Raw genomic sequence first — 20,457 nt, 5'->3', positions numbered from 1 at the left:
GGGTCCTGCCGGGCGGGACCTCAGCGGGCGGCGAGGGCGTTGCGGCGGGCGTTGAGGTCCTGCAGCACGCCCAGCCCCTGCTGCACCACGGGGTCCGCCGTCGCCAGGAGCTTCTCCTTCGCCGGCGCGTAGGCGAGGTCGGTGAACGTCCCCCGGGCCGGATCCAGGGCCTGGATCCGCTGCTGCACGAGGCGCACCGAGTCCACCGCGTCGGCGTAGGCCACGGAGGTGGCGTCGATCTCGGCGACGGTCTCCGCCTTGGGTGTCGTGGGGGTCTGCTCGAGGGCGGTGGTCGCCTCGAACAGCTGGTAGCCCATGCTGCACTGCTCGTCCCGGTCGTAGAGGCCCACGCCGTTGTCCCGGCTGCCGGCGGTCTGGGCCACCAGGTTGGCCTCCGCGATCTCCTCCTCGGTCTCCCGGCCCACGCCGAGGCCGGTGGGCGCGGCCATGCCCGCCTCGGCCATGGCGACGTTGACCTTGTCCCCGCCGATCTCGAAGACGGCCGCCTCCTGGCCCTCGGGGGCGCCCTCGTCACTGGTGTCGATCCGCACGGTGGCGCCCTGCGGCAGACGGTCGCGCAGCCAGACGTAGGCCTCCTCGCCCATGCAGAACTCGGGGCCCACCCGGTAGCCCTCGGGATTGCGGATGGCCGACCGCACGCCGGCCATGGTGAGGGTCCGCTCCTCACCGTCCCTGTTGACCACCACCGTGTTGCCGTCCACCACGTTGACCACCTGGACCGTCCTGCTCTCCAGGACCATGCCGCGCACCACGGTGAGCGCGCCGAGGGTCAGCAGGAGCGCCGCCACGATGAGGAAGACGACGAGGGCCTTCGTGGGCACGCGGGCCTGGGCGGCGACGTGGGTCATGGCACTTCCTCGGGACGGACGGCGGGGGACGGCGGCGGACGGCCGCCCGTCGATTCGACGGGGACGGCGAGGCCCGGAGCCCGAGTCTAGCGAAGGGCTCCGGGCCCCCTGCCCGGACGCGGCGGCCGCGGGCGCGGCCGGCCCCCCCGGCGCCGGCCGGTCAGCGCTCGCGCCGGTAGAACGGCAGGGCCACCACGGTGAACGGCTCGCCCTTGCCGCGCAGGTCCACCTGGAGGGACGTGCCCTCGGCGGCGGCCTCACGGCGCACGCGCGCCATGGCCACCGGGTGGCCGAGCGTCGGGCTCGGGGCGCCCGAGGTGACCTCGCCCACGGTGTTCCCGTCGGCGTCGAGGACGGCGTAGCCGTGGCGGGCCGCCCGGCGGCCGTCGCCGCGCAGGCCCACGAGGACCTCGTCCACCTCGTCCTTGCCGACGAGCGCGTCCTTCCCGACGAAGTCGACCTCCTTGGAGGCGGGGACGGCGAAGCTCACGCCGGAGGCGTGGGGCTGGTGCGCGGTGTCCAGCTCGTTGCCGTACAGCGGCATGCCCGCCTCGAGCCGCAGCGAGTCGCGCGCGGCCAGGCCGCAGAGCGTCAGCTCGACGTCGGCGGCCTCCGCGGCGCGCACGACGGCGCTCCACACCGCCGACCCGCGGTCGCCCGCCTCCGCGGGCGAGGAGGCCGGCAGGAACAGCTCGAAGCCGTCCTCACCGGTGTAGCCGGTGCGGGCCACGACGGCGGTGACGTCCCCGGCGTCGGTGGGCACGGTCAGGGTGAGGTGGCCGTAGTACTTCAGCTCGGCGAGCCGCTCGGCCTCCTGCGGCATGAGCTGCGCCAGGACGGCCTCGGAGCGGGGGCCCTGCACGGCCACGAGGGCCGTGTCGGCGGACTCGTCCACCACGGTGGCGTCCCAGCCGGAGGCGCGCTGGGTCAGCGCGGTGACCACGGCGGCGATGTTGCCCGCGTTGGGCACCACCATGAACTCCTGCTCGCCGCCCTCGGCACCGTCGTCCATCCGGTAGACGATCAGGTCGTCCAGGATGGTGCCGGCGTCGGTGAGGCAGAGCGCGTACTTGGCGCGACCCGGCTTGAGCGTGGAGAGCGTGCTGGAGAGCGCGTGGTCCAGCATCGCGCCGGACTGCGGGCCGGAGACGCGCACCTCGCCCATGTGGGAGAGGTCGAAGACGCCCGCGGACGCGCGGACGGCGCGGTGCTCGGACAGCTCGGAGCCGTACTTCAGCGGCATGTTCCAGCCGCCGAAGTCGGTGAACGTGGCGCCCGCGGCCTCATGGACGGGGTGCAGCGGGGAGTTGCGTGCGGAATCGGACATGACGGGATCCTCTCAGTGGCTGGTGGAGGCGGTCGCGGCGGCGGGGATCGGCTCCGGGTCCGCGGGCGCCTCCGCCGCGGCCTGCTCGAAGGCCTCCGGCGGGGGGCAGGAGCAGACCAGGTTGCGGTCGCCGTACGCGCCGTCGATGCGGCCCACCGGCGGCAGGTACTTGTCCTCCAGCAGGGAGGGCAGCGGGTAGAGCGCCTGGGCCTGCGTGTAGGAACGGTCCCACGTGCCGGTGACGGCGGAGGCCAGGGTGTGCGGCGCGCGGCGGAGCACGGAGTCCTCCACGGTCTCGGGCGTGGTGGCGGTGATCTCGCCGTGGATGGAGACCATGGCCTCGATGAACCGCTCGATCTCCGCGAGGTCCTCGGACTCCGTGGGCTCCACCATGAGGGTGCCGGCCACCGGGAACGCCAGGGTCGGCGCGTGGAAGCCGTAGTCGATCAGGCGCTTGCACACGTCCTCGGCGGTGACGCCGTGACGCGCGGTCAGCTCGCGCAGGTCGAGGATGCACTCGTGCGCCACCAGGCCGTCGTTGCCCGCGTACAGCGTGGGGAAGTGGCCCTCGAGCCGGCGCGCGATGTAGTTGGCGCTGACCAGGGCCTGGGCGGTGGCCTCGCGGAGGCCCTCGCCGCCCATCATGGCGATGTACGCCCACGAGATCGGCAGCACGCCCGCCGAGCCGTGCGGCGCGGCGGTGACGAGGTTCTCCCGCGAGGGCAGGAACGGCACCAGGTGCTCGCCCACCGCCACCGGGCCGACGCCGGGGCCGCCGCCGCCGTGCGGGATGCAGAAGGTCTTGTGCAGGTTCAGGTGGGAGACGTCACCGCCGAACCGGCCCGGCTGGGCCAGGCCCACGAGCGCGTTCAGGTTGGCGCCGTCGATGTACACCTGGCCGCCCGCGGCGTGGACCTTGTCGCACACCTCGCGCACGTCCGCGTCGTACACGCCGTGCGTGGACGGGTAGGTGATCATGATCGCCGCGACCCTGCCCTCGTTGGCCGCGATCTTCGCGTCGAGGTCCTCGGCGGAGATCGTGCCGTCCTCGGCGGTGGCGACCACCACGACCTTCAGGCCGGCCAGGACGGCCGAGGCCGCGTTGGTGCCGTGCGCCGAGGCGGGGATCAGGCAGACGTCGCGCTCGCCGTCGCCGTTGGCCAGGTGGTACTGGCGGATGGCCCACAGGCCCGCGAACTCGCCCTGCGAGCCGGCGTTCGGCGCCACGGAGACGCCCGCGTAGCCGGTGATCTCCGCGAGCCGGGACTCGAGGTCCTGGATCAGGAAGCGCCAGCCCTCGGTCTGGTGGTCCGGGGCGAACGGGTGGATGGAGCAGAACTCGGGCCAGGAGATGGACTCCATCTCCGTGGTCGCGTTGAGCTTCATGGTGCACGAGCCCAGCGGGATCATCGTGCGGTCCAGGGCGAGGTCGCGGTTCGCCAGCTTGGTGACGTAGCGCAGCATCTGCGTCTCGGAGCGGTGGGTGTTGAACACCGGGTGGGTGAGGTACTCCGAGGTGCGGCGCTGGGCCTCCGGCACGGCCGGGGTGGCCACGGCGCCCTCGTGGGGGGCCGGGGGCAGCGAGGCGGGGTCGACCTCGAACGCCTCGAGCACGGAGGTCAGGTCCTCGTCCACGGTGGTCTCGTCGCACGCCACGCGGACGGTGTCGGCGTCCACGAGGCGCAGGTTCACGCCGTTCTCCTCGGCGGCGCGCACGATCTCCTCGGCGCGGCCGGGGACCTCGAGCGTGAGGGTGTCGAAGTACTCCGCGTGCGCCACGGTGACGCCGCCGTCCGCGAGCGCCGTGGCGAGGCGATGGGCCTGGCCGTGCGCGTGGCGGGCGATCGCGGCGATGCCCTGGGGGCCGTGGTAGACGGCGTACATGGAGGCGACGATCGCCAGGAGGGCCTGCGCGGTGCAGATGTTGGAGGTGGCCTTCTCACGGCGGATGTGCTGCTCGCGGGTCTGCAGGGCCAGGCGGTAGGCGGGGCGGCCGGCGTCGTCGTGGGAGACGCCCACGAGGCGGCCCGGCAGCTGGCGCTGGATGCCCTCCTTCACCGCCATGTAGGCGGCGTGGGGACCGCCGAAGAACAGCGGGACGCCGAAGCGCTGGGAGGAGCCGATCGCGATGTCCGCGCCCTGCTCGCCGGGGGGCGTGATCAGGGCCAGGGAGAGGATGTCCGCGGCGATGGTGACGAGGGCACCGGCCTCCTTGGCGGCGTCGATCGCGGCGGCGTGGTCGCGGATGCGGCCGGAGTCGCCGGGCTGCTGCAGCACGATGCCGCACAGGCCCTTGGCCTCGACGTCGGCGCGCACGTCCTCGGGGATGCCCGCGGACAGGTCGGCCACGCGCACGTCCAGGCCCACGGCCTCGGCGCGCATCAGGGCGACGGAGCGGGTCTGGGGGAACAGGTCCGCGTCCAGGAGGGTGATGCCGTCCGCCTTCTTGCGGTTGGCGCGGTGCATCAAGAGCACGGCCTCAGCGGCCGCGGACGCCTCGTCCAGCAGGGACGCGTTGGCGATGGGCAGGGCGGTCAGGTCCTGGACCATCTGCTGGTAGTTGAGCAGGGCCTCGAGACGACCCTGGGAGATCTCCGGCTGGTACGGGGTGTAGGCCGTGTACCAGGCGGGGTTCTCCAGCACCTTGCGCAGGATCACGCCGGGGGTGACGGTGTCCGAGAAGCCCTGGCCGATCATCTGGGTCTTCACGACGTTGCGGTCGGCGATCTCGCGCAGCTGCTCGAGGGCGGCGGCCTCGGTGAGCGGGGCCGGCAGGTCGAGGGACCGCTCCTGGCGGATCACGGGCGGCACGGCGGCGTCCACGAGCTCCTCCACCGAGCCGTAGCCCAGGGTGTCGAGCATGTGCTGGACGTCGTCGGCGCGGGGGCCGATGTGGCGGGAGACGAACGGGGCCGAGGCGGTGTCCCGCGGCTCCGTGGTGGTCTGGGGGCTGGTCACGAGTACCTCCGGGGGTCCTGCCGCATGCGCGGCGTGGCTCTGCGCCTCCCCGCTCTGTCATGCACCTGCGCGCCGACGCCGGCGGGCCGGGACGGGCGGCAGACGGCCCCGCCCGCCCGCGGGTGCGGGCGTCGGTGGTGCGGGACGACTTCCAGAGCGTCATGGTCCCCGCGCGGTCCGTCTGCCTGAGAGATTCCCGGGGAGGTCTTGCTCCTTCGGCGGCCGGCGTTCGGCGCCCTCCGGCCCCGCTCCGACGCTCTCCCACGCGGGGCTCTGTGACGTCGCCGACAGTATTCCACACGGTCCCGGGAGCCGGTCCAGGGGCCGGTTGCCAGGCCGCCCCCGGGCCCGTCTAGCGTCGATGATGACGGCGGGGTCGCCGACGGCCCCGCGCCGCCGACGAAGGAGGAGATGCGATGTTCACGCGCAGCCGAGCCGATGTCGAGGAGGTCGAGTGGGGCGGAGGCACCAGTGAGCGGCTGGTGACCGCCCAGGACGGCGTGGGGTTCGCCGTCGCCCACACCGTGGTCCGGGCCGGGAGCTCGTCCAAGCTGCAGTACCGCGACCACCAGGAGGCCTGCTACTGCATCGCCGGGGACGGGTCCGTCGTCGAGCCCGACGGCACCGTCCACGAGATCACGCCGGGCGTCGTCTACGTGCTCCCCGACCACGAGCCCCACGAGCTCCGCGGGGGCACGGAGGACATGCACCTGGTGTCCGTCTTCAACCCCGCGATCACCGGAGACGAGCAGCACACGCTCTCCGAGGACGGGTACTCCAGCTACTGACGAGCGGGGGGGCATCCCCTTCCGCCCCCGCAGGAAGTCGGCGCCCGTCCGGACCTAAGGTGAGCGGGTGAGCCCCACCGCCGTCCCGTCCACCCCGCTGCGCCTTGCTCCGGGAGTGGCCGTGTGCGCGCTGCTCGGCCTCGCCGCCCTGGCCGTGGCGACGGCGGCACACCCCTGGGCCCCGGCCCTGAGCCCCCTGCTGCTGGCCGTCCTGGCGGGGGCGGCCTGGCGGAACCTGGCGCCCGTCCCCGCGGCGCTGGGCCCCGGGGTGGCGTTCACCGCCAAGCCCGTCCTGCGGGCCGGCATCGTGCTGCTGGGCCTGCAGCTGTCCCTGCCCGAGGTCCTCGCCCTCGGCCCCGGTGCCCTCGCCCTGGTGGCGGGGACCGTGGGGGCGACCTTCGCCGTCGCCGTGCTCCTGGGGCGGGCCCTGCGCCTGCCCGACGACCTGACCCTGCTGGTGGCCTCCGGCTTCTCGATCTGCGGCGCGGCGGCCGTGGCCGGCGCCGACTCCGTGGTCCGGGCCCGCCGTGAGATGGCGGCGAGCGCCCTCGGCCTCGTGGTGCTCTTCGGCACCCTGATGATCCCGCTCATGCCGGCGCTCACCGCGGCCCTCGGGCTCGACGCCCGCACCGCCGGCCTGTGGATCGGCGCCTCCACCCACGAGGTGGCGCAGGTGGTGGCCGCCGGCGGGATCGTGGGCCCGGAGGCCCTGCAGACGGCCGTGACCGTGAAGCTGGCGCGGGTGCTGATGCTCGCCCCCGTCCTGGCCGGGCTCGCCTGGTGGATGCGCCGGCGGGCCGCGGCGGGGGACCACGGCCCCCTCGGCGAGGGCCAGGGCGCCGCCCGCCCGCCGCTGGTGCCGTGGTTCGTGCTGGGGTTCGTGGCCCTCATGCTCGTGCGCTCCACCGGCCTCGTCCCCGGCCCCGCCCTCGAGGCCGCCGCGGCGGTCCAGCAGCTGCTGCTCGCCGCCGCCATGGCCGCCCTCGGCCTGGGGGTGGACCTGCGCGCGATCGCCCGCCTCGGCCCCCGGCCCCTCGCCCTCGGCGCCGGCACGACGGCGGCCGCGCTCGTCGTCGGCGGGGCGGGGGCGCTGCTGGCGGGCTGAGCCGGGGAGGGAGCAGGAGCCCGGGCTGGCTCACACGAAGGCGGAGACCCCCGTCAGCGCCCGGCCGACGATCAGGGCGTTGATGCTCTGGGTGCCCTCGTAGGTGTAGATGGCCTCGACGTCGCCCATGAAGCGGGCCATCTCGTACGAGGCCACGATCCCGTTGCCGCCCATCGCGTCCCGGGCCAGGGCCGCGGACTCGCGGGCCAGGCGGGTGGATGTGGCCTTGGCGGCGGCGGCGTGGACCATGTCCAGCGTGCCGTCGTCCTGGAGGCGCTGGATCTGCATCATCAGGCCCGTGGCGGCCGCCAGGTTGCCGGCCACCTGCGCGATCGCGGCCTGCACCAGCTGGAACCTCGCCAGGGGCTTGCCGAACTGGGTGCGGCTGAGCGCGTAGTCCCGCAGCACGCGCAGGATGCCCTGCTGCACGCCCACGCCCTGCCAGCCCACCCAGGCGCGGGAGTCGCGGAGCATCTCGCGGGTGGCGTCGAAGGAGCGGGCGCCGGGGAGCAGGCCGTCGGGGCCGAGGCGGACGTCGTCGAACACCATGTCCGCGTTCTGCATGATGCGCAGGCCGAGCTTGCCGGTGATCTTGGAGGCGGAGAAGCCGGGCGCGTCGGTGGGGACGAGGAAGCACTTGACCTGCCCGTCCGAGGTGTCCTTGGCCCACACCAGGGCGACGGCGGCCACCGTGCCCGCGCCGATCCAGCGCTTGGTGCCGCGGAGGACCCAGCCGTCCCCGTCCGGGGTGGCGGTGGTCTCCACGCCGCCGGCGATGTCCGAGCCGTGGTCCGGCTCGGTGAGGCAGAAGGCGCCCAGGGCGTCGAAGCGGCGCAGCGCCGGGACCCAGCGGTCCCTCTGCTCCTGCGTGCCGAAGCGCTCGATGGAGCCGATGTTGAGCTCGTTGTGGATGCCCACGAGCGCCGACAGGGAGAGGTCCACCCGGGCGATCGCCACGTGCGCGAGGTTCTGGAAGAGGCGGGAGGTCCCGAGGAAGTCGAGCTCGCCCAGGCCCACCTCGGCGAGGCCGGGCAGCAGCTCCATCGGCAGGGTCTCGGTGTTCCACGGCTCGGCCAGGTGGGGTCGGACGTGCTCCTCGAGGTGCGCCTCGATGGCCGCGAGGCGCTCCTGCTCCTCCGGGGGCAGGAGGGAGCGCAGGTCGAACAGGTCCACGTCGGGCAGGGCCGCGCGGTCGGGGGCAGGGGCGGGCGAGGGGGTCATGCGACGGCTCCTTCGGCGGGACGGGGTCGGGAGGGCGCGGCGTGGTCGGCCGCATGATGTCGGAAAGTCTCTTTACCGATTATAGGACTTCCACGTACATTGGCGAGTGTCGCAGATCACACCCCGGCGCACCATCGAGCACCCGCTCCCCCTCCGCCGGGGCCCCCAGCCAGGAGGACGCCGATGACCACCGCTTCCGTGACCGACCGGTTCCGCGCCGCGCGCGACCTGCTCGTCGAGTGCCAGGAGGACTACGAGCGCGCCCGCGCCGAGTTCGAGTGGCCCCGCTTCGAGCACTTCAACTTCGGCTTCGACTGGTTCGACGCCCTCGCCGCCCGCCCGGACCGCGCGGACACCCCGGCGCTGATCATCTCCGACGCCGGCGGCGGCCACCTCTCCCGCACCTACGCCGAGCTCTCGGCCGCCTCCAACCGCGCCGCGAACTGGCTGCGCGGCCAGGGGATCGCCCCCGGGGACCGCGTGATCCTCATGCTGGACAACCAGGTGGAGCTCTGGGAGCTCATGGTCGCCTGCATCAAGCTGCGCGCGGTGATGGTCCCCACCACCACGCAGATGACCGCCACCGACCTCGCCGACCGCGCGGAGCGGGCGGAGGCGGCCTGGGTGGTCGCCTCCGCGGAGAACCTCGCCAAGTTCGCCGGGGTGGGCGAGGGCCTGCGCCTCGTGCACATCCCGGTCGTGGCCGCCGAGGGCGCCGCCCGCACCGCCCCCGAGGTCGCCGGGCACACGGTCCTCTCCTACGACGACGCCGCGTCCGCCTCCTCGGAGCTCACCCCGGACGCGCCCACGCCGGCGGACGAGACCCTGCTGCTCTACTTCACCTCCGGCACCACCTCGAAGCCCAAGCTCGTGGAGCACACCCACACCTCGTACCCCGTGGGCCACCTGACCACCGTGTACTGGATCGGGCTGGAGCCGGGCGACGTCCACCTCAACGTGGCCTCCCCCGGCTGGGCCAAGCACGCGTGGTCCAACTTCTTCGCCCCGTGGATCGCGGAGGCCACGATCTTCGTGCACAACGCCCGCAAGTTCGACCCGGTCGCCCTCATGGCGGACATGGACGAGTTCGGCGTGACCTCCCTGTGCGCCCCGCCCACGGTGTGGCGCATGCTCATCAAGGCGGACCTGAGCCTGCTCAGGACCCCGCCGGTCAAGACCATCTCCGCCGGGGAGCCGCTCAACGCCGAGGTGATCGACCAGGTCCACCGCGCGTGGGGCACCACCATCCGGGACGGGTTCGGCATGACGGAGACCACCCTGCAGGTGGCCAACACCCCGGGCCAGAAGCTCGTGATCGGCTCCATGGGCCGCGCCCTGCCGGGCATGGACGTGGTGCTGATCGACCCGCTCACGGGGGAGGAGGCCGCCGAGGGCGAGATCTGCCTGCGGCTGGACCCCCGCCCCGTGGGCCTGCTCACGTCCTACTTCGGCAACCGGGAGAAGACGGACGAGGTCTTCCGGGACGGCGTGTTCCACACGGGGGACATCGCCTCCCGGGACGAGAACGGCGTGCTCACCTACGTGGGCCGCGCGGACGACGTCTTCAAGTCCTCGGACTACAAGATCAGCCCGTTCGAGCTGGAGTCCGTCCTGGTCCAGCACCCCGCCGTGGTCGAGGCCGCGATCGTCCCCACCCCGGACGAGGTGCGCCTGGCCGTGCCGAAGGCGTTCGTGACCCTCGCGGCGGCCTACGAGCCCACCGCCGAGACCGCGCGGGACATCCTCCAGCACGCCCCCACCCAGCTGCCCCCGTACAAGCGGGTCCGCCGCATCGAGTTCCTCGAGCTGCCCAAGACCATCTCCGGCAAGATCCGCCGCGTGGAGCTGCGGAAGGCGGAGGTCTCCCGCACGGAGACCGGCCGGACGCCCGAAGGCTTCGGCACCGAGTTCCTCGAGGAGGAGCTGGACCTGAAGCGCTGAGCGGGGCCCGTAGGATGGCGGGAATGAGCCCCCGTCACCCCCTGCCCAAGGACCCCATCGCGGACGCCCGCGGCCACTGGGAGCGCCACGGCTGGGAGGAGGAGGCCGCCCCGATGGCGGCCGTCACCGCGATCATGCGCGTCCAGCAGATCCTCCTGGCCCGCACGCAGGCGGCCCTCAAGCCGTTCGGGCTGACCTTCGCCCGCTACGAGCTCCTGGCCCTGCTGAGCTTCTCCCGCGAGGGCCGGCAGCTCATGTCCCGCGTGGGCGCGGTGCTGCAGGTGCACCCCACGTCCGTGACCAACGCGGTGGACCGCCTCGAGGCGGCCGGCCTCGTGGAGCGCCAGCCGCACGAGACGGACCGCCGGGCCCTGGTCCTGGCCCTCACGCCGGAGGGGCGGCGCGTGGCCGCGGAGGCCACCGCCGCCCTCAACGCGGAGGTCTTCGGCCGCACCGGCTTCACGGACGACGACGTCGAGCACCTCAACGAGATCCTCGCCCGCTTCCGGGCCCAGGCCGGGGACTTCGAGGCCGGCGGGGCCTGAGCCACACGACGCACCGGTCCCCCTCGCACGACGACGGCTCCGCCCCCTCGAGGGGGGCGGAGCCGTCGTCGTACGGGACCGTCAGCGGGGCGCGGCCCCGGTCGGCGGGGCGCCGGTCAGCGCGGCTCGAGGCGCACGGCGCCGTCGAGGCGGATGGTCTCGCCGTTGAGGAAGGGGTTGGAGACGATCTGCTCCACGAGCAGGGCATAGTCGTCCGCACGGCCCAGGCGCGCCGGGTGCGGCGTCTTGGTGGCGAGCGCCTCCCGGGCGGCCTCGGGCAGCCCGGCCATCATCGGGGTCTCGAAGAGGCCCGGCGCCACGGTGACCACGCGGATCCGGGAGGACGCGAGCTCGCGGGCGGCGGGCAGGGTCAGCGAGTGCACGGCGCCCTTGGAGGCCGAGTAGGCGATCTGGCCGATCTGGCCGTCGAACGCGGCCACGGACGCGGTGTTGACGATCACGCCACGGTCCTCGCGCCACAGCTCCTGCTCCTTCATGGCGGCGGCGGCGTGCGCCATGAAGGCCACCGTGCCCACCACGTTGACGGCGAGCACCTTCGCGAGCACGTCCGCGGAGAGCGGCCCCTCACGCCCCACCAGCTTGCCCGGGGTCGCGACGCCGGCGCAGTTCACCAGCACGCGCAGCGGCCCCGCCCCGAGGGCGGCCGCCACGGCCTCCTCGGCGGTCTCCTCCCGGGTCACGTCCCCGGTGACGAACCGGGCGCGGTCCCCCAGGGCGGCCACGGCGTCCGCACGGAGGGCCTCCCCCTCGCGGTCCGGCAGGTCCACCACCACGACGGCGGCCCCCGCCTCGGCGAGGCGCCGCGCGGTGGCGTGGCCCAGGCCCGAGGCCCCTCCGGTGACGATCGCGCTGGCGCCCTGCAGGTCCATCGACTCACGACGTGCCATGGGTGTCCCCTTTCTCTGCCGGAGATCTCTCTGCCGGAGATCATCCGGCGACAGATAGTTGCATGTCCTACGGTATGTGCCTAGATTACCGGAACAGAGACACAGATCACACTCCCGGGCCGCCGTCGGCTCGGGCTGGCTCCGACCGCCCCGTCCGACGAGGAGACGCCATGTCCCAGCAGATCATCCCCCACTTCATCCACGGCGAGCGCACGACGGGCGACGGCGAGCGCACCGCCGACGTCTTCGAGCCGGCCACGGGTCGGGTGCAGGCCCGGGTGGCCCTGGCCTCCCCCGAGGAGGTCGTGCAGGCGGTGGACTCCGCCGAGCGCGCGTTCGCCGAGTGGTCCGCGCTCAACGCGCAGCGCCGCGGCCGGATCCTCCTGAAGTGGGTGGACCTGATCAACGAGCACATGGACGAGCTGGCCACCCTGCTCTCGAAGGAGCACGGCAAGACGTTCCCGGACGCCAAGGGCGACGTCCAGCGCGGCGTCGAGGTGGTGGAGTTCGCCGCGGGCGCCCCGCACCTGCTCAAGGGCGAGTTCAGCACCTCGGCCGGCACCGGGATCGACGTGCACTCGCTGCGCCAGCCGCTCGGCGTCGTCGCCGGCATCACCCCGTTCAACTTCCCCGCCATGATCCCCCTGTGGAAGGCCGGCATCGCCCTGGCCGCGGGCAACACGTTCGTGCTCAAGCCCTCCGAGCGGGACCCCTCCGTGCCGGTGCGCCTGGCCGAGCTCGCGCTCGAGGCGGGCATGCCCCCCGGCACCCTGAACGTGGTCCACGGGGACAAGACCGCCGTGGACGCGCTGATCGACGACCCGCGCGTGCAGGCCGTGGGCTTCGTGGGCTCCACCCCGATCGCCCGCTCCATCTACGAGCACGCCGCCCGCCGCGGCATCCGCGCCCAGTGCTTCGGCGGCGCGAAGAACCACGCGGTGATCATGCCCGACGCGGACCTGGAGATGGCCGCGGACGCCCTGATCGGCGCCGCGTTCGGCTCCGCCGGCGAGCGCTGCATGGCCATCTCCGTGGCCGTGCCCGTGGGCGAGGAGACCGCCGACCGCCTCGTGGCCCTGCTCCGCGAGCGCATGGCCGGGCTCACCGTGGGCCCCTCGCTCGAGGAGTCCTCCGACTTCGGCCCCGTCGTCTCCCAGGACGCGAAGGAGCGGATCGAGGGCCTCATCCAGACGGGCGTGGACGAGGGCGCGGAGCTCGTCGTCGACGGCCGCGGCGTGCAGGTGCCCGGGCACGAGGACGGCTTCTACGTGGGGGCGACCCTGTTCGACCGCGTCACCCCGGACATGCGGATCCACCGCGAGGAGATCTTCGGGCCGGTGCTGTGCGTGGTCCGCGCGGAGGACTACGAGGCCGCCCTGGCCCTGCCGAACGACCACGAGTACGGCAACGGCGTGGCGATCTTCACCCGCGACGGCGACACGGCCCGCGACTTCACCGCCCGGGTGCAGTGCGGCATGGTCGGCGTCAACGTGCCGATCCCCGTGCCGATCGCGTACTACACGTTCGGCGGCTGGAAGGCGTCCGGCTTCGGCGACCTGAACCAGCACGGCACGGACGGCCTGAAGTTCTACACGAAGACCAAGACGGTCACCACGCGCTGGCCCTCCGGGGCGCGCGAGGGCGCCAGCTTCGTGATGCCCGCCGGCTCCTGACCCGCCGACCCACCCTCCAGGAGGAGACCATGACCACCGTCCTGTTCCTCGGCCTCGGCCACATGGGCGGCCCGATGGCCGCCAACCTCGCCGGCGCCGGCCACCGCGTGCTCGGCTTCGACCTCGTCCCCGCGGCCCTCGAGGCCGCCCGCGCCGCCGGCGTGGAGACCGTGACGGACACCGCCGCGGCGGCGGCGGAGGCCGACGTCGTCCTCACCATGCTGCCCAACGGCCGCCTCGTGCTGGACGTCTACCGGGGCCGCGAGGGCGCCCCGGGCCTGCTGGACGCCGCGCGCCCCGGCACGGTCTTCCTGGACTGCTCCACGATCGAGGTGGCCCAGGCCCGCGCGGCTGCGGAGGCGGCGGAGGCGGCGGGCATGCGCGCCGCCGACGCCCCGGTCTCCGGCGGCCAGGTGGGCGCCGAGGCCGGCACCCTGGCGTTCATGGTCGGCGCGGCCGAGGAGGTCTTCGCCGAGATCCGGCCGCTGCTGGAGGTCATGGGCCGGCGGATCGTGCACTGCGGCGGGCCCGGGCTGGGCCAGGCCGCGAAGGTCTGCAACAACATGGTGCTCGGGATCAGTCAGATCGCCGTGGCCGAGGCCTTCGTGCTCGGCGAGCGCCTCGGCCTGGACCACCAGGCGCTGTACGACGTCATGAGCGAGGCCTCCGGCCAGTGCTGGGCGCTGACCACCAACTGCCCCGTCCCCGGCCCGGTCCCCGGCTCCCCCGCCAACCGGGACTACGCCCCGGGCTTCGCCGGCGCCCTCATGTACAAGGACCTGACCCTTGCCCTGCACGCGCTGGACGACCAGGGTGTCCAGGGAGGCCTGGGTCGTGCCGCCCAGGGGATCTACGAGCGGTACGCGGCAGGCGACGGCGCCTCCCGCGACTTCTCGGGGATCGTCGAGACCATCCGTGCCGCAGGGAAGGACGCCTGAACCATGACCGAGCAGACCACACCCCAGCAGGACTCCGCCGAGTCCCCCGTGATCGTCAGCCGGGACGGCCGCGTGGGCCGCATCCAGCTGAACCGGCCGAAGGCGCTCAACGCGCTGAACGCCGCCACCATGGAGGCCGTGGTGGCCGCCGCCGTCGAGTTCGACGCCGACCCGGAGGTGGGCGCGATCCTGCTGCTCGGCTCCGAGAAGGCCTTCGCCGCCGGTGCCGACATCAAGGAGATGAAGGACAAGGACGGGTCCGAGATGTACGCGGCCGACTGGTTCCGCCGCTGGGAGGACCTGACCCGTCTGCGCATCCCGATCGTGGCGTGCGTGCAGGGCTACGCCCTGGGCGGCGGCTGCGAGCTGGCCATGATGGCGGACGTGCTCGTGGCCGGGCGCTCGGCGAAGTTCGGCCAGCCGGAGATCACGCTCGGCGTGCTGCCCGGCATGGGCGGCTCGCAGCGCCTGACCAAGTCCGTGGGCAAGGCCAAGGCCATGGACATGGTGCTCACCGGCCGCATGGTGGAGGCCGAGGAGGCCGAGCGCATGGGCCTGGTCTCCCGCCTCGTGGCGGACGAGGACGCGGTGAGCACGGCCGAGGAGGTCGCCGCGACGATCGCCGGGTTCTCCAAGCCCGCCGCCATGATGAACAAGGAGGCCGTGCTCAACGCCTTCGAGACCCCGCTGACCCAGGGCCTGGTGTTCGAGCGCCGCGTGTTCCACGGGCTGTTCTCCTCGGCCGACCAGGCCGAGGGCATGGCCGCCTTCGCGGAGAAGCGCTCCCCGGAGTGGACGCACCGCTGAGCCGCGCACGCCCCCGCCGCCCGCCCCGAGACCCCCAGGAGGACGCATGACCGAGCAGACCGCACCCGAGCAGGAGATCCTGACGGAGGTGGCCGACGGCGTCGGCCTGATCACCCTGAACCGCCCGAAGGCCATGAACGCGCTCTCGCACGGCATGGTGGTGGCGATCCGTGAGCAGCTCGAGGCGTGGGCGGAGGATGCGGACGTGCGCGCCGTCGTCGTGCGCGGGGCGGGCGAGCGCGGCCTGTGCGCCGGCGGCGACGTGAAGACCCTGCACGGCATGATCACGCAGGGCCGCGCCGCCGAGGCCATGGGCTACTTCCACGATGAGTACCGGATGAACCACGCGATCGCCGCGTACCCCAAGCCGTACGTGGCGCTCATGGACGGGTTCGTCCTCGGCGGCGGCGTGGGCGTGTCCGCGCACGGCTCGCACCGCGTGGTCACGGAGCGCACGAAGGTGGGCATGCCGGAGACCGGCATCGGCTTCACGCCCGACGTCGGCGGGTCCTGGCTGCTGGCCCGCGCGCCGCACCGCCTGGGCCGCCACCTGGGCCTGACCTCGGAATTCGCCTCCGGCGCGGACGCGGTGGCCCTGGGCTTCGCGGACGTGCTGGTGTCCTCCGGGGACCTCGCCGCCGTGGTGGCGGACCTGCGGGCCGCCCTGCGCGAGGCCGACGCCGCCGGGGCCGAGGCCGCGGTGGACGCGGTGCTGGCCCGGCACGCCCAGGAGCCCGGCGAGGCCCCGCTGGTCACCGCCGCCGCGTGGCTCGAGCCGGCCTACGCCCACGACACGGTGGAGGAGGTCCTCGCGGAGCTGGAGCGGGTGGCCGCCGAGCACGAGGACGCGCAGGTGCGCGAGCACGCCGGGACCATCGTGGAGACCCTGCGCGCCAAGTCCCCGACGTCCGTGAAGGTCACCCTGGAGGCCCTGCGCCGCCTCGAGGGGATCGAGGACGGGGACGTGCGGGACGCGCTGCGCCAGGAGTACCGGCTCGCCTCCCACATGGTGCGCCGGCACGACATGGCCGAGGGCATCCGCGCCCAGCTCGTGGACAAGGACCGGAACCCGCAGTGGGACCCGGCCACGATCGAGGAGGTGGGCGACGACGTCGTCCAGGCCCACTTCGGCGCTCCGGCCGACGGGGAGCTCGCCCTCGGCTGACCGCCCCGGATCGACCCAGGCCCTTCCCGCCCCTCCGCCCCGCGCTTTCGCACGCGGAACAGGCCCTGTTCCGCGTGCGAAAGTGCTGATTCGCCCGACTCCACGTTCGACAACACGCCGCCCCGGTAGGCTCTGCCCGTGCCGACGACGACCCCCGCGACCCGCCCCGACCCCGCCACCGACCCCCGCCTGAACGGGCCCCGCCGCCTGCCGCTGGGGCGGCCGGAGCAGCTGTCCGGCCTGCGCCGCCGGGAGACGGTCCGCCTGACCGCCGACGGCGACCTGCACCCCGCGGACTGGGAGGTCGGCCCGTGGACCCGCGACCTGGACGGCCGCCCCACCGGCGCGGCCGCGTGCGTGGCCGTGGACAACCTCACCGCGGTGACCCTGCACTGGGCCGCGGAGAACGCCATGACGGCCGTGGTCACCACGCAGCTGCAGATCAACGTGCTCCGGCCCCTGCCGGCCTTCGACCCGGCCGACCCCGCGGACCGGCCGCGCCTGGCGATGCTCGGCGTGCCCCTGGTGCACGACGCCCTGGGCGGGGCGGCCCGCGGCCTCCTGGTCGACGACGCCGGCATGCCCTACGTGGAGGCCACCGGCTGGTTCCAGGCCGTGGACGGCATCCAGTCGGCCGGGCGGGACGCGTTCGTCGAGCGGGCCGCCCAGCCGATCGCCGAGGCGGACCGGGACTCGATGGCGACGGTGACCGCCGTCGTCCCGGAGAGCGTGCCCGCCCCGCGCCCGGGCGAGCGTCCCGCGGTGACCGAGGATGCGGTGGAGGGCCTGCGGTTCCGCCACGAGCCCGCCCTGGACAACCCCGGCGCCATGACGCACGGCGGCATCCAGACCATGCGTGCGGTCCTGGCCGCCCAGGCCGCCCTGCCGGACCGGCAGGAGTACGACGTGCAAGCGGTGCAGGTGGTGTTCGCCCGCCCGGGTCTCGGCGAGCAGGTGGCCCTGACACGCGTGCGGCACGCGGGGCGGAGCCTGCGCATCGTGGAGGTCGAGCTGGTGGGCCTGGACCCGGAGACCGGCGCACCCCTGACGGGGCGGCCGGCCATCCAGGCGCAGGTCAGCTTCCGCGCCGCGCAGCGCTGACGCCCGGTTCGGGGGCCCGCCTCAGCGGGCGGCCGGCTCCGAGCCCACCGAGGTGCCGGACACGGGCACGTCCTCGTGGCCGAGCAGGTCCTCCCGGCGCAGCATGGCCGTGCCGACGAGGGCGACGGCGGCGGTGAGGAGGAAGAAGTACATCGGGGAGGACACGTCACCGGTCTCGGCGATCAGCCAGGTGGCGATGAACGGGGCCGAGCCGCCGAACAGCGCGACCGGGACGTTGTACCCCAGCGCGATGCCGGTGGAGCGCACGTGCGCGGGCATGAGCTCGGTCATGGTGGCGTAGGGCACGCCGCAGTAGAGGCCGGTGGTGACGCCCAGGGCCAGCAGGGCGGGCACCAGAGGCAGCGCACCGTCGGTGCCGGGCGCCGTGGTGAAGAACCAGACGACGGCGCCGGCCACCAGGACGGCTCCGATGGCGAGCATGGGCCGGCGGTCGCCCATGCGGTCCGAGACGGCGCCGCCGATCGGCATGCAGATCGCGGCGACGGAGCCGGTGAGCAGAACGAGCCAGAAGATGGCGCCCGGGCCCAGCTCCAGGATGGTCCGCATGTAGGTGGTCAGGTACGTGAGCACCAGGTAGAAGGTGGAGCCCAGCAGCGTGATCAGGGCGCCCATGAGGAACAGCTGGCGCTGGTGCCGCAGGGTCTCGCGCAGCGGCGCCTTCGACGTCTTGCCCTCGGAGTGCAGGCGGCGGAACTCCGGGCTGTCCTCGAGCTTCATGCGGATGAACACGGCCACCACCCCGAGGACGCCGGCCAGCAGGAACGGCAGGCGCCAGCCCCAGGCGCCCATGGCCTCGGTGCCGAGGACGGCGGTCAGGCCGTTGGCCACGACGCCGCCCAGGAGCAGGCCGGAGGCGGCGGTCACCATGAGGAAGGAGGTGGCGAAGCCACGGCGTCCCTTGACGGCGTACTCGGCCACGAACGCGGAGATGGTGGAGACCTCTCCGCCCGCGGAGAAGCCCTGGACGAGGCGCAGGAGGACCAGCAGGGCCGGGGCGGCGACGCCGATGGTCTCGTAGGTGGGCAGCATGCCGATCAGGGCGGTGGCGCCGCACATGAGCCCGAGCACCAGCATGAGGGTCTTTCGCCGCCCGATCCTGTCCGCGAGGGGCCCGAAGAAGAGGCCGCCGAGCGGGCGGACGAAGAAGGACAGCGCGAAGACGGCGAACGCGGACAGGATGCCGACCGTCGGGTTCTCGCTGACGAAGAAGTTGGCGGCCACGTAGACGGCAAGGAAGCCGTACACGCCGTAGTCGTACCACTCGATCAGGTGGCCGGCGATGGCACCGACGAAGGCCTTGCGGCGCTGGGCCGGGCTGACGTGGTCGTCGATCTCATGGACCTGGGCGGAGGGTGAAGCGGGGGTGTCTGCCATGGCGGCCTCCTGGTGGCGGGCACAGAGGCGGACGCCCCGCTCTGTGTCTCACATCACACTAGGGGCAGATAGTAGGACGTGCAAGGAGTTTCTCTGCAGCCCCTTCGGCTCAGCGCCCGACGCGGCCGAAGCGCTCGGCCACGGGCGAGACGATCGCGGGCTTGAGCAGCACCCAGGCCGCCGCCGTCACCGCGCAGGCCACGAGGAAGGCCACGAGCCCCCACGCGTCCGCCGCGTCGCGCGCCAGGAACATCGCGTTCAGGTTGTGGAGGACGCCGGAGAGCAGCGTGAGGGCCACGTGCACCACGATGAACAGCACGAACAGCACCATCACGGGGAAGTGCACGCGGCGGGCCAGCTCCATGGGGAACGCCCGGCTCAGGGCCGCGTTCTCCGCCGGCCACCAGCTGGACATGCGGAACCCGGTCAGGGCGGCCAGGGGCGCCAGGACGAACACCACGCCCGCGTAGGCCGTCATCTGCAGCGCGTTGTAGTGCACCCAGCCGTCGTGGGCGGGCCAGTCCAGGGTGGCGTACTGCAGCGCCGTGGAGGCCATGTGCATCGGGGTGGCCGGATCCGTGGGGATCAGCCGCATCCAGTGCCCGGTGGCGAACACCAGCACGGCGAACACCAGCCCGTTGAGCAGCCACAGCGCGTCCAGGACCTGGTGGATCCAGATGGTGAGCGAGAACTTCTTCCCCGTGCTGCCGGGCGGGGCGAACAGCCCCGGCTTCTTCGGGGTGAAGTTCGCCGGGGGGCGCGTCTCGTGGCGCACCTGCAGGCCCGTGCGGATGACCAACACCATCAGGAATGCGTTCAGGAAGTGCTGCCAGGCCAGCCAGGCCGGGATGCCGACGGGCGTGGCCTCCGGGTGCACGGGCACGCCCGGGTACCGGGCCACGAACTCCGCCACGGCCGGCACGGTGACCAGCCAGCGCGCGCCGAGCACGGCCAACAGGCCCAGTACGACGACGCCGCCCACCGCCACGCCGAGGCGTCGCCGCACGGACGGGGCCGACTTCCTCGCCTCGCCGTCCGGCGAGCGCCGGGACGCGGTGGGGGTGGGGACCGAGGAGGCCGGCGGGGCCTCGCGGGTGGCCGCGGCCGTGGTGGCGGAGGCGCCGGACACGGCCGCCGGGGCGGGGGCCGGGGTCTCAGCGGGCGGGGCGGGGGCTTCGACGGGAGCGTCGGTGACGGCCTGGACCTCGTCGGCGTGTTCGGCCGGGACCGGCGTGGCGGTCACGGCCGTTGCGACGGGCTCGGCCTCGGGAACGGCGACGGGCGCCTCCGCGGCGATCGGCTCCGGGGCGGCCGGCGGCCAGGGCGTGCCGCGGAAGGCGGTGTACCCGGCCATGCGCTGACCCGGCTCCCGGGCTGCGGAGGGGGCAGCCGCGGCGGCGGCAGGCGCGGTCTCCGAAACCGGGGAGGCCTCCAACTCAGGGGCGGACGAGGCGACGGGCGCGACGGCGGGCGCCTCGGCGGTCATGACCGCGGGCGCCTCGGCCGTGCGCGGCGGCCACGGTGCCCCGCGGAACGCCGTGTACCCGGCCATGCGCCGGCCCGGCTCGCGGACGGCAGGGGCCTCCGGCAGCGCCGCCGCGGCCGACACAGGGGCCGGCTCCGTCGTCGGAGCGGGCAGGGCGGCGGCCGGCTCGAGGGCCGGGACGGGCTCGGGCGCCGGGAGCGGCTCATGCCCGGCGGCGGGCGTCGTCGTCG

The 20,457-nt window shown here is 73.9% G+C and carries 16 protein-coding genes and 1 riboswitch; of the genes, 9 read left to right on the top strand and 7 right to left on the bottom strand.

What is annotated here, in order from left to right; all coding sequences use genetic code 11:
• Positions 1–20 precede the first annotated feature (20 nt).
• The 3 genes from Q4D18_RS01685 to gcvP form a co-directional block, all read right to left on the bottom strand.
• Positions 21–869, bottom strand: a complete 849-nt coding sequence (locus Q4D18_RS01685; protein WP_303125147.1) for a thermonuclease family protein — start codon at positions 867–869, stop codon at positions 21–23.
• Positions 870–1,029: 160 nt separating this feature from the next.
• Entirely contained in the window at positions 1,030–2,196 is a 1,167-nt protein-coding gene (gene gcvT, locus Q4D18_RS01680) for a glycine cleavage system aminomethyltransferase GcvT (RefSeq protein ID WP_303125146.1), read from the bottom strand.
• Positions 2,197–2,208: 12 nt separating this feature from the next.
• Complete coding sequence (gcvP, locus tag Q4D18_RS01675) at positions 2,209–5,154, bottom strand: aminomethyl-transferring glycine dehydrogenase (RefSeq protein WP_303125145.1); 2,946 nt, start codon at positions 5,152–5,154, stop codon at positions 2,209–2,211.
• A gap of 163 nt (positions 5,155–5,317) precedes the next feature.
• Positions 5,318–5,428: riboswitch (glycine riboswitch) on the bottom strand.
• A gap of 142 nt (positions 5,429–5,570) precedes the next feature.
• On the opposite strand from gcvP, the gene Q4D18_RS01670 reads away from it, so the two are divergent.
• Together Q4D18_RS01670 and Q4D18_RS01665 are read left to right on the top strand one after the other, a co-directional pair.
• The gene (locus Q4D18_RS01670; RefSeq protein WP_303125143.1) at positions 5,571–5,942 is read left to right on the top strand and encodes an ectoine synthase; all 372 of its coding nucleotides are present in this window, start codon (positions 5,571–5,573) and stop codon (positions 5,940–5,942) included.
• A 67-nt stretch (positions 5,943–6,009) separates the two neighbouring features.
• Positions 6,010–7,047, top strand: a complete 1,038-nt coding sequence (locus Q4D18_RS01665) for a YeiH family protein (RefSeq protein ID WP_303125142.1) — start codon at positions 6,010–6,012, stop codon at positions 7,045–7,047.
• Positions 7,048–7,077: 30 nt separating this feature from the next.
• Here the strand turns inward: Q4D18_RS01665 and Q4D18_RS01660 are convergent, their stop codons facing one another.
• Positions 7,078–8,268 (bottom strand): acyl-CoA dehydrogenase family protein, encoded by a 1,191-nt coding sequence (locus tag Q4D18_RS01660; protein WP_303125140.1) that lies wholly within the window; start codon positions 8,266–8,268, stop codon positions 7,078–7,080.
• 183 nt (positions 8,269–8,451) lie between these two features.
• On the opposite strand from Q4D18_RS01660, the gene Q4D18_RS01655 reads away from it, so the two are divergent.
• Entirely contained in the window at positions 8,452–10,209 is a 1,758-nt protein-coding gene (locus tag Q4D18_RS01655) for an AMP-binding protein (protein ID WP_303125139.1), read from the top strand.
• 23 nt (positions 10,210–10,232) lie between these two features.
• Complete coding sequence (locus Q4D18_RS01650) at positions 10,233–10,754, top strand: MarR family winged helix-turn-helix transcriptional regulator (RefSeq protein ID WP_303125138.1); 522 nt, start codon at positions 10,233–10,235, stop codon at positions 10,752–10,754.
• Positions 10,755–10,870: 116 nt separating this feature from the next.
• On the opposite strand, the gene Q4D18_RS01645 is transcribed toward Q4D18_RS01650, so the two are convergent.
• On the bottom strand, positions 10,871–11,644 hold the full coding sequence (locus Q4D18_RS01645; protein WP_303125191.1) for an SDR family NAD(P)-dependent oxidoreductase: 774 nt from the start codon (positions 11,642–11,644) through the stop codon (positions 10,871–10,873).
• Between the two features lie 188 nt (positions 11,645–11,832).
• Here Q4D18_RS01645 and Q4D18_RS01640 point away from each other — a divergent pair, with 188 nt between their 5' ends.
• From Q4D18_RS01640 to Q4D18_RS01620, 5 genes are all read left to right on the top strand, one after another.
• Positions 11,833–13,335 carry a CoA-acylating methylmalonate-semialdehyde dehydrogenase gene (locus Q4D18_RS01640; RefSeq protein WP_303125136.1) on the top strand — a complete coding sequence of 501 codons (1,503 nt, stop codon included), beginning with the start codon at positions 11,833–11,835 and terminating at the stop codon, positions 13,333–13,335.
• A 29-nt stretch (positions 13,336–13,364) separates the two neighbouring features.
• Positions 13,365–14,273: a 3-hydroxyisobutyrate dehydrogenase gene (mmsB, locus tag Q4D18_RS01635; RefSeq protein ID WP_303125134.1), complete on the top strand. Its 909-nt coding sequence runs from the start codon at positions 13,365–13,367 to the stop codon at positions 14,271–14,273.
• Positions 14,274–14,276: 3 nt separating this feature from the next.
• Positions 14,277–15,080 carry an enoyl-CoA hydratase-related protein gene (locus Q4D18_RS01630; protein WP_303125132.1) on the top strand — a complete coding sequence of 268 codons (804 nt, stop codon included), beginning with the start codon at positions 14,277–14,279 and terminating at the stop codon, positions 15,078–15,080.
• Positions 15,081–15,126: 46 nt separating this feature from the next.
• Positions 15,127–16,245 carry an enoyl-CoA hydratase/isomerase family protein gene (locus tag Q4D18_RS01625; protein ID WP_303125130.1) on the top strand — a complete coding sequence of 373 codons (1,119 nt, stop codon included), beginning with the start codon at positions 15,127–15,129 and terminating at the stop codon, positions 16,243–16,245.
• A 138-nt stretch (positions 16,246–16,383) separates the two neighbouring features.
• Positions 16,384–17,346, top strand: coding sequence for a hypothetical protein (locus Q4D18_RS01620; protein WP_303125129.1), 963 nt, complete (start codon positions 16,384–16,386; stop codon positions 17,344–17,346).
• A gap of 21 nt (positions 17,347–17,367) precedes the next feature.
• Here the strand turns inward: Q4D18_RS01620 and Q4D18_RS01615 are convergent, their stop codons facing one another.
• Together Q4D18_RS01615 and Q4D18_RS01610 are read right to left on the bottom strand one after the other, a co-directional pair.
• Positions 17,368–18,741 carry an MFS transporter gene (locus Q4D18_RS01615; protein WP_303125127.1) on the bottom strand — a complete coding sequence of 458 codons (1,374 nt, stop codon included), beginning with the start codon at positions 18,739–18,741 and terminating at the stop codon, positions 17,368–17,370.
• Between the two features lie 109 nt (positions 18,742–18,850).
• On the bottom strand, positions 18,851–20,457 hold a 1,607-nt coding region (locus tag Q4D18_RS01610), incomplete at its 5' end, for a cytochrome b/b6 domain-containing protein (RefSeq protein WP_303125125.1).

The organism is Micrococcus sp. (assembly GCF_030523875.1).
GTDB lineage: Bacteria > Actinomycetota > Actinomycetes > Actinomycetales > Micrococcaceae > Micrococcus.
The sequence above is the reverse complement of the archived record's forward strand: the minus strand, read 5'-3'. Positions and strand labels throughout refer to the sequence as shown.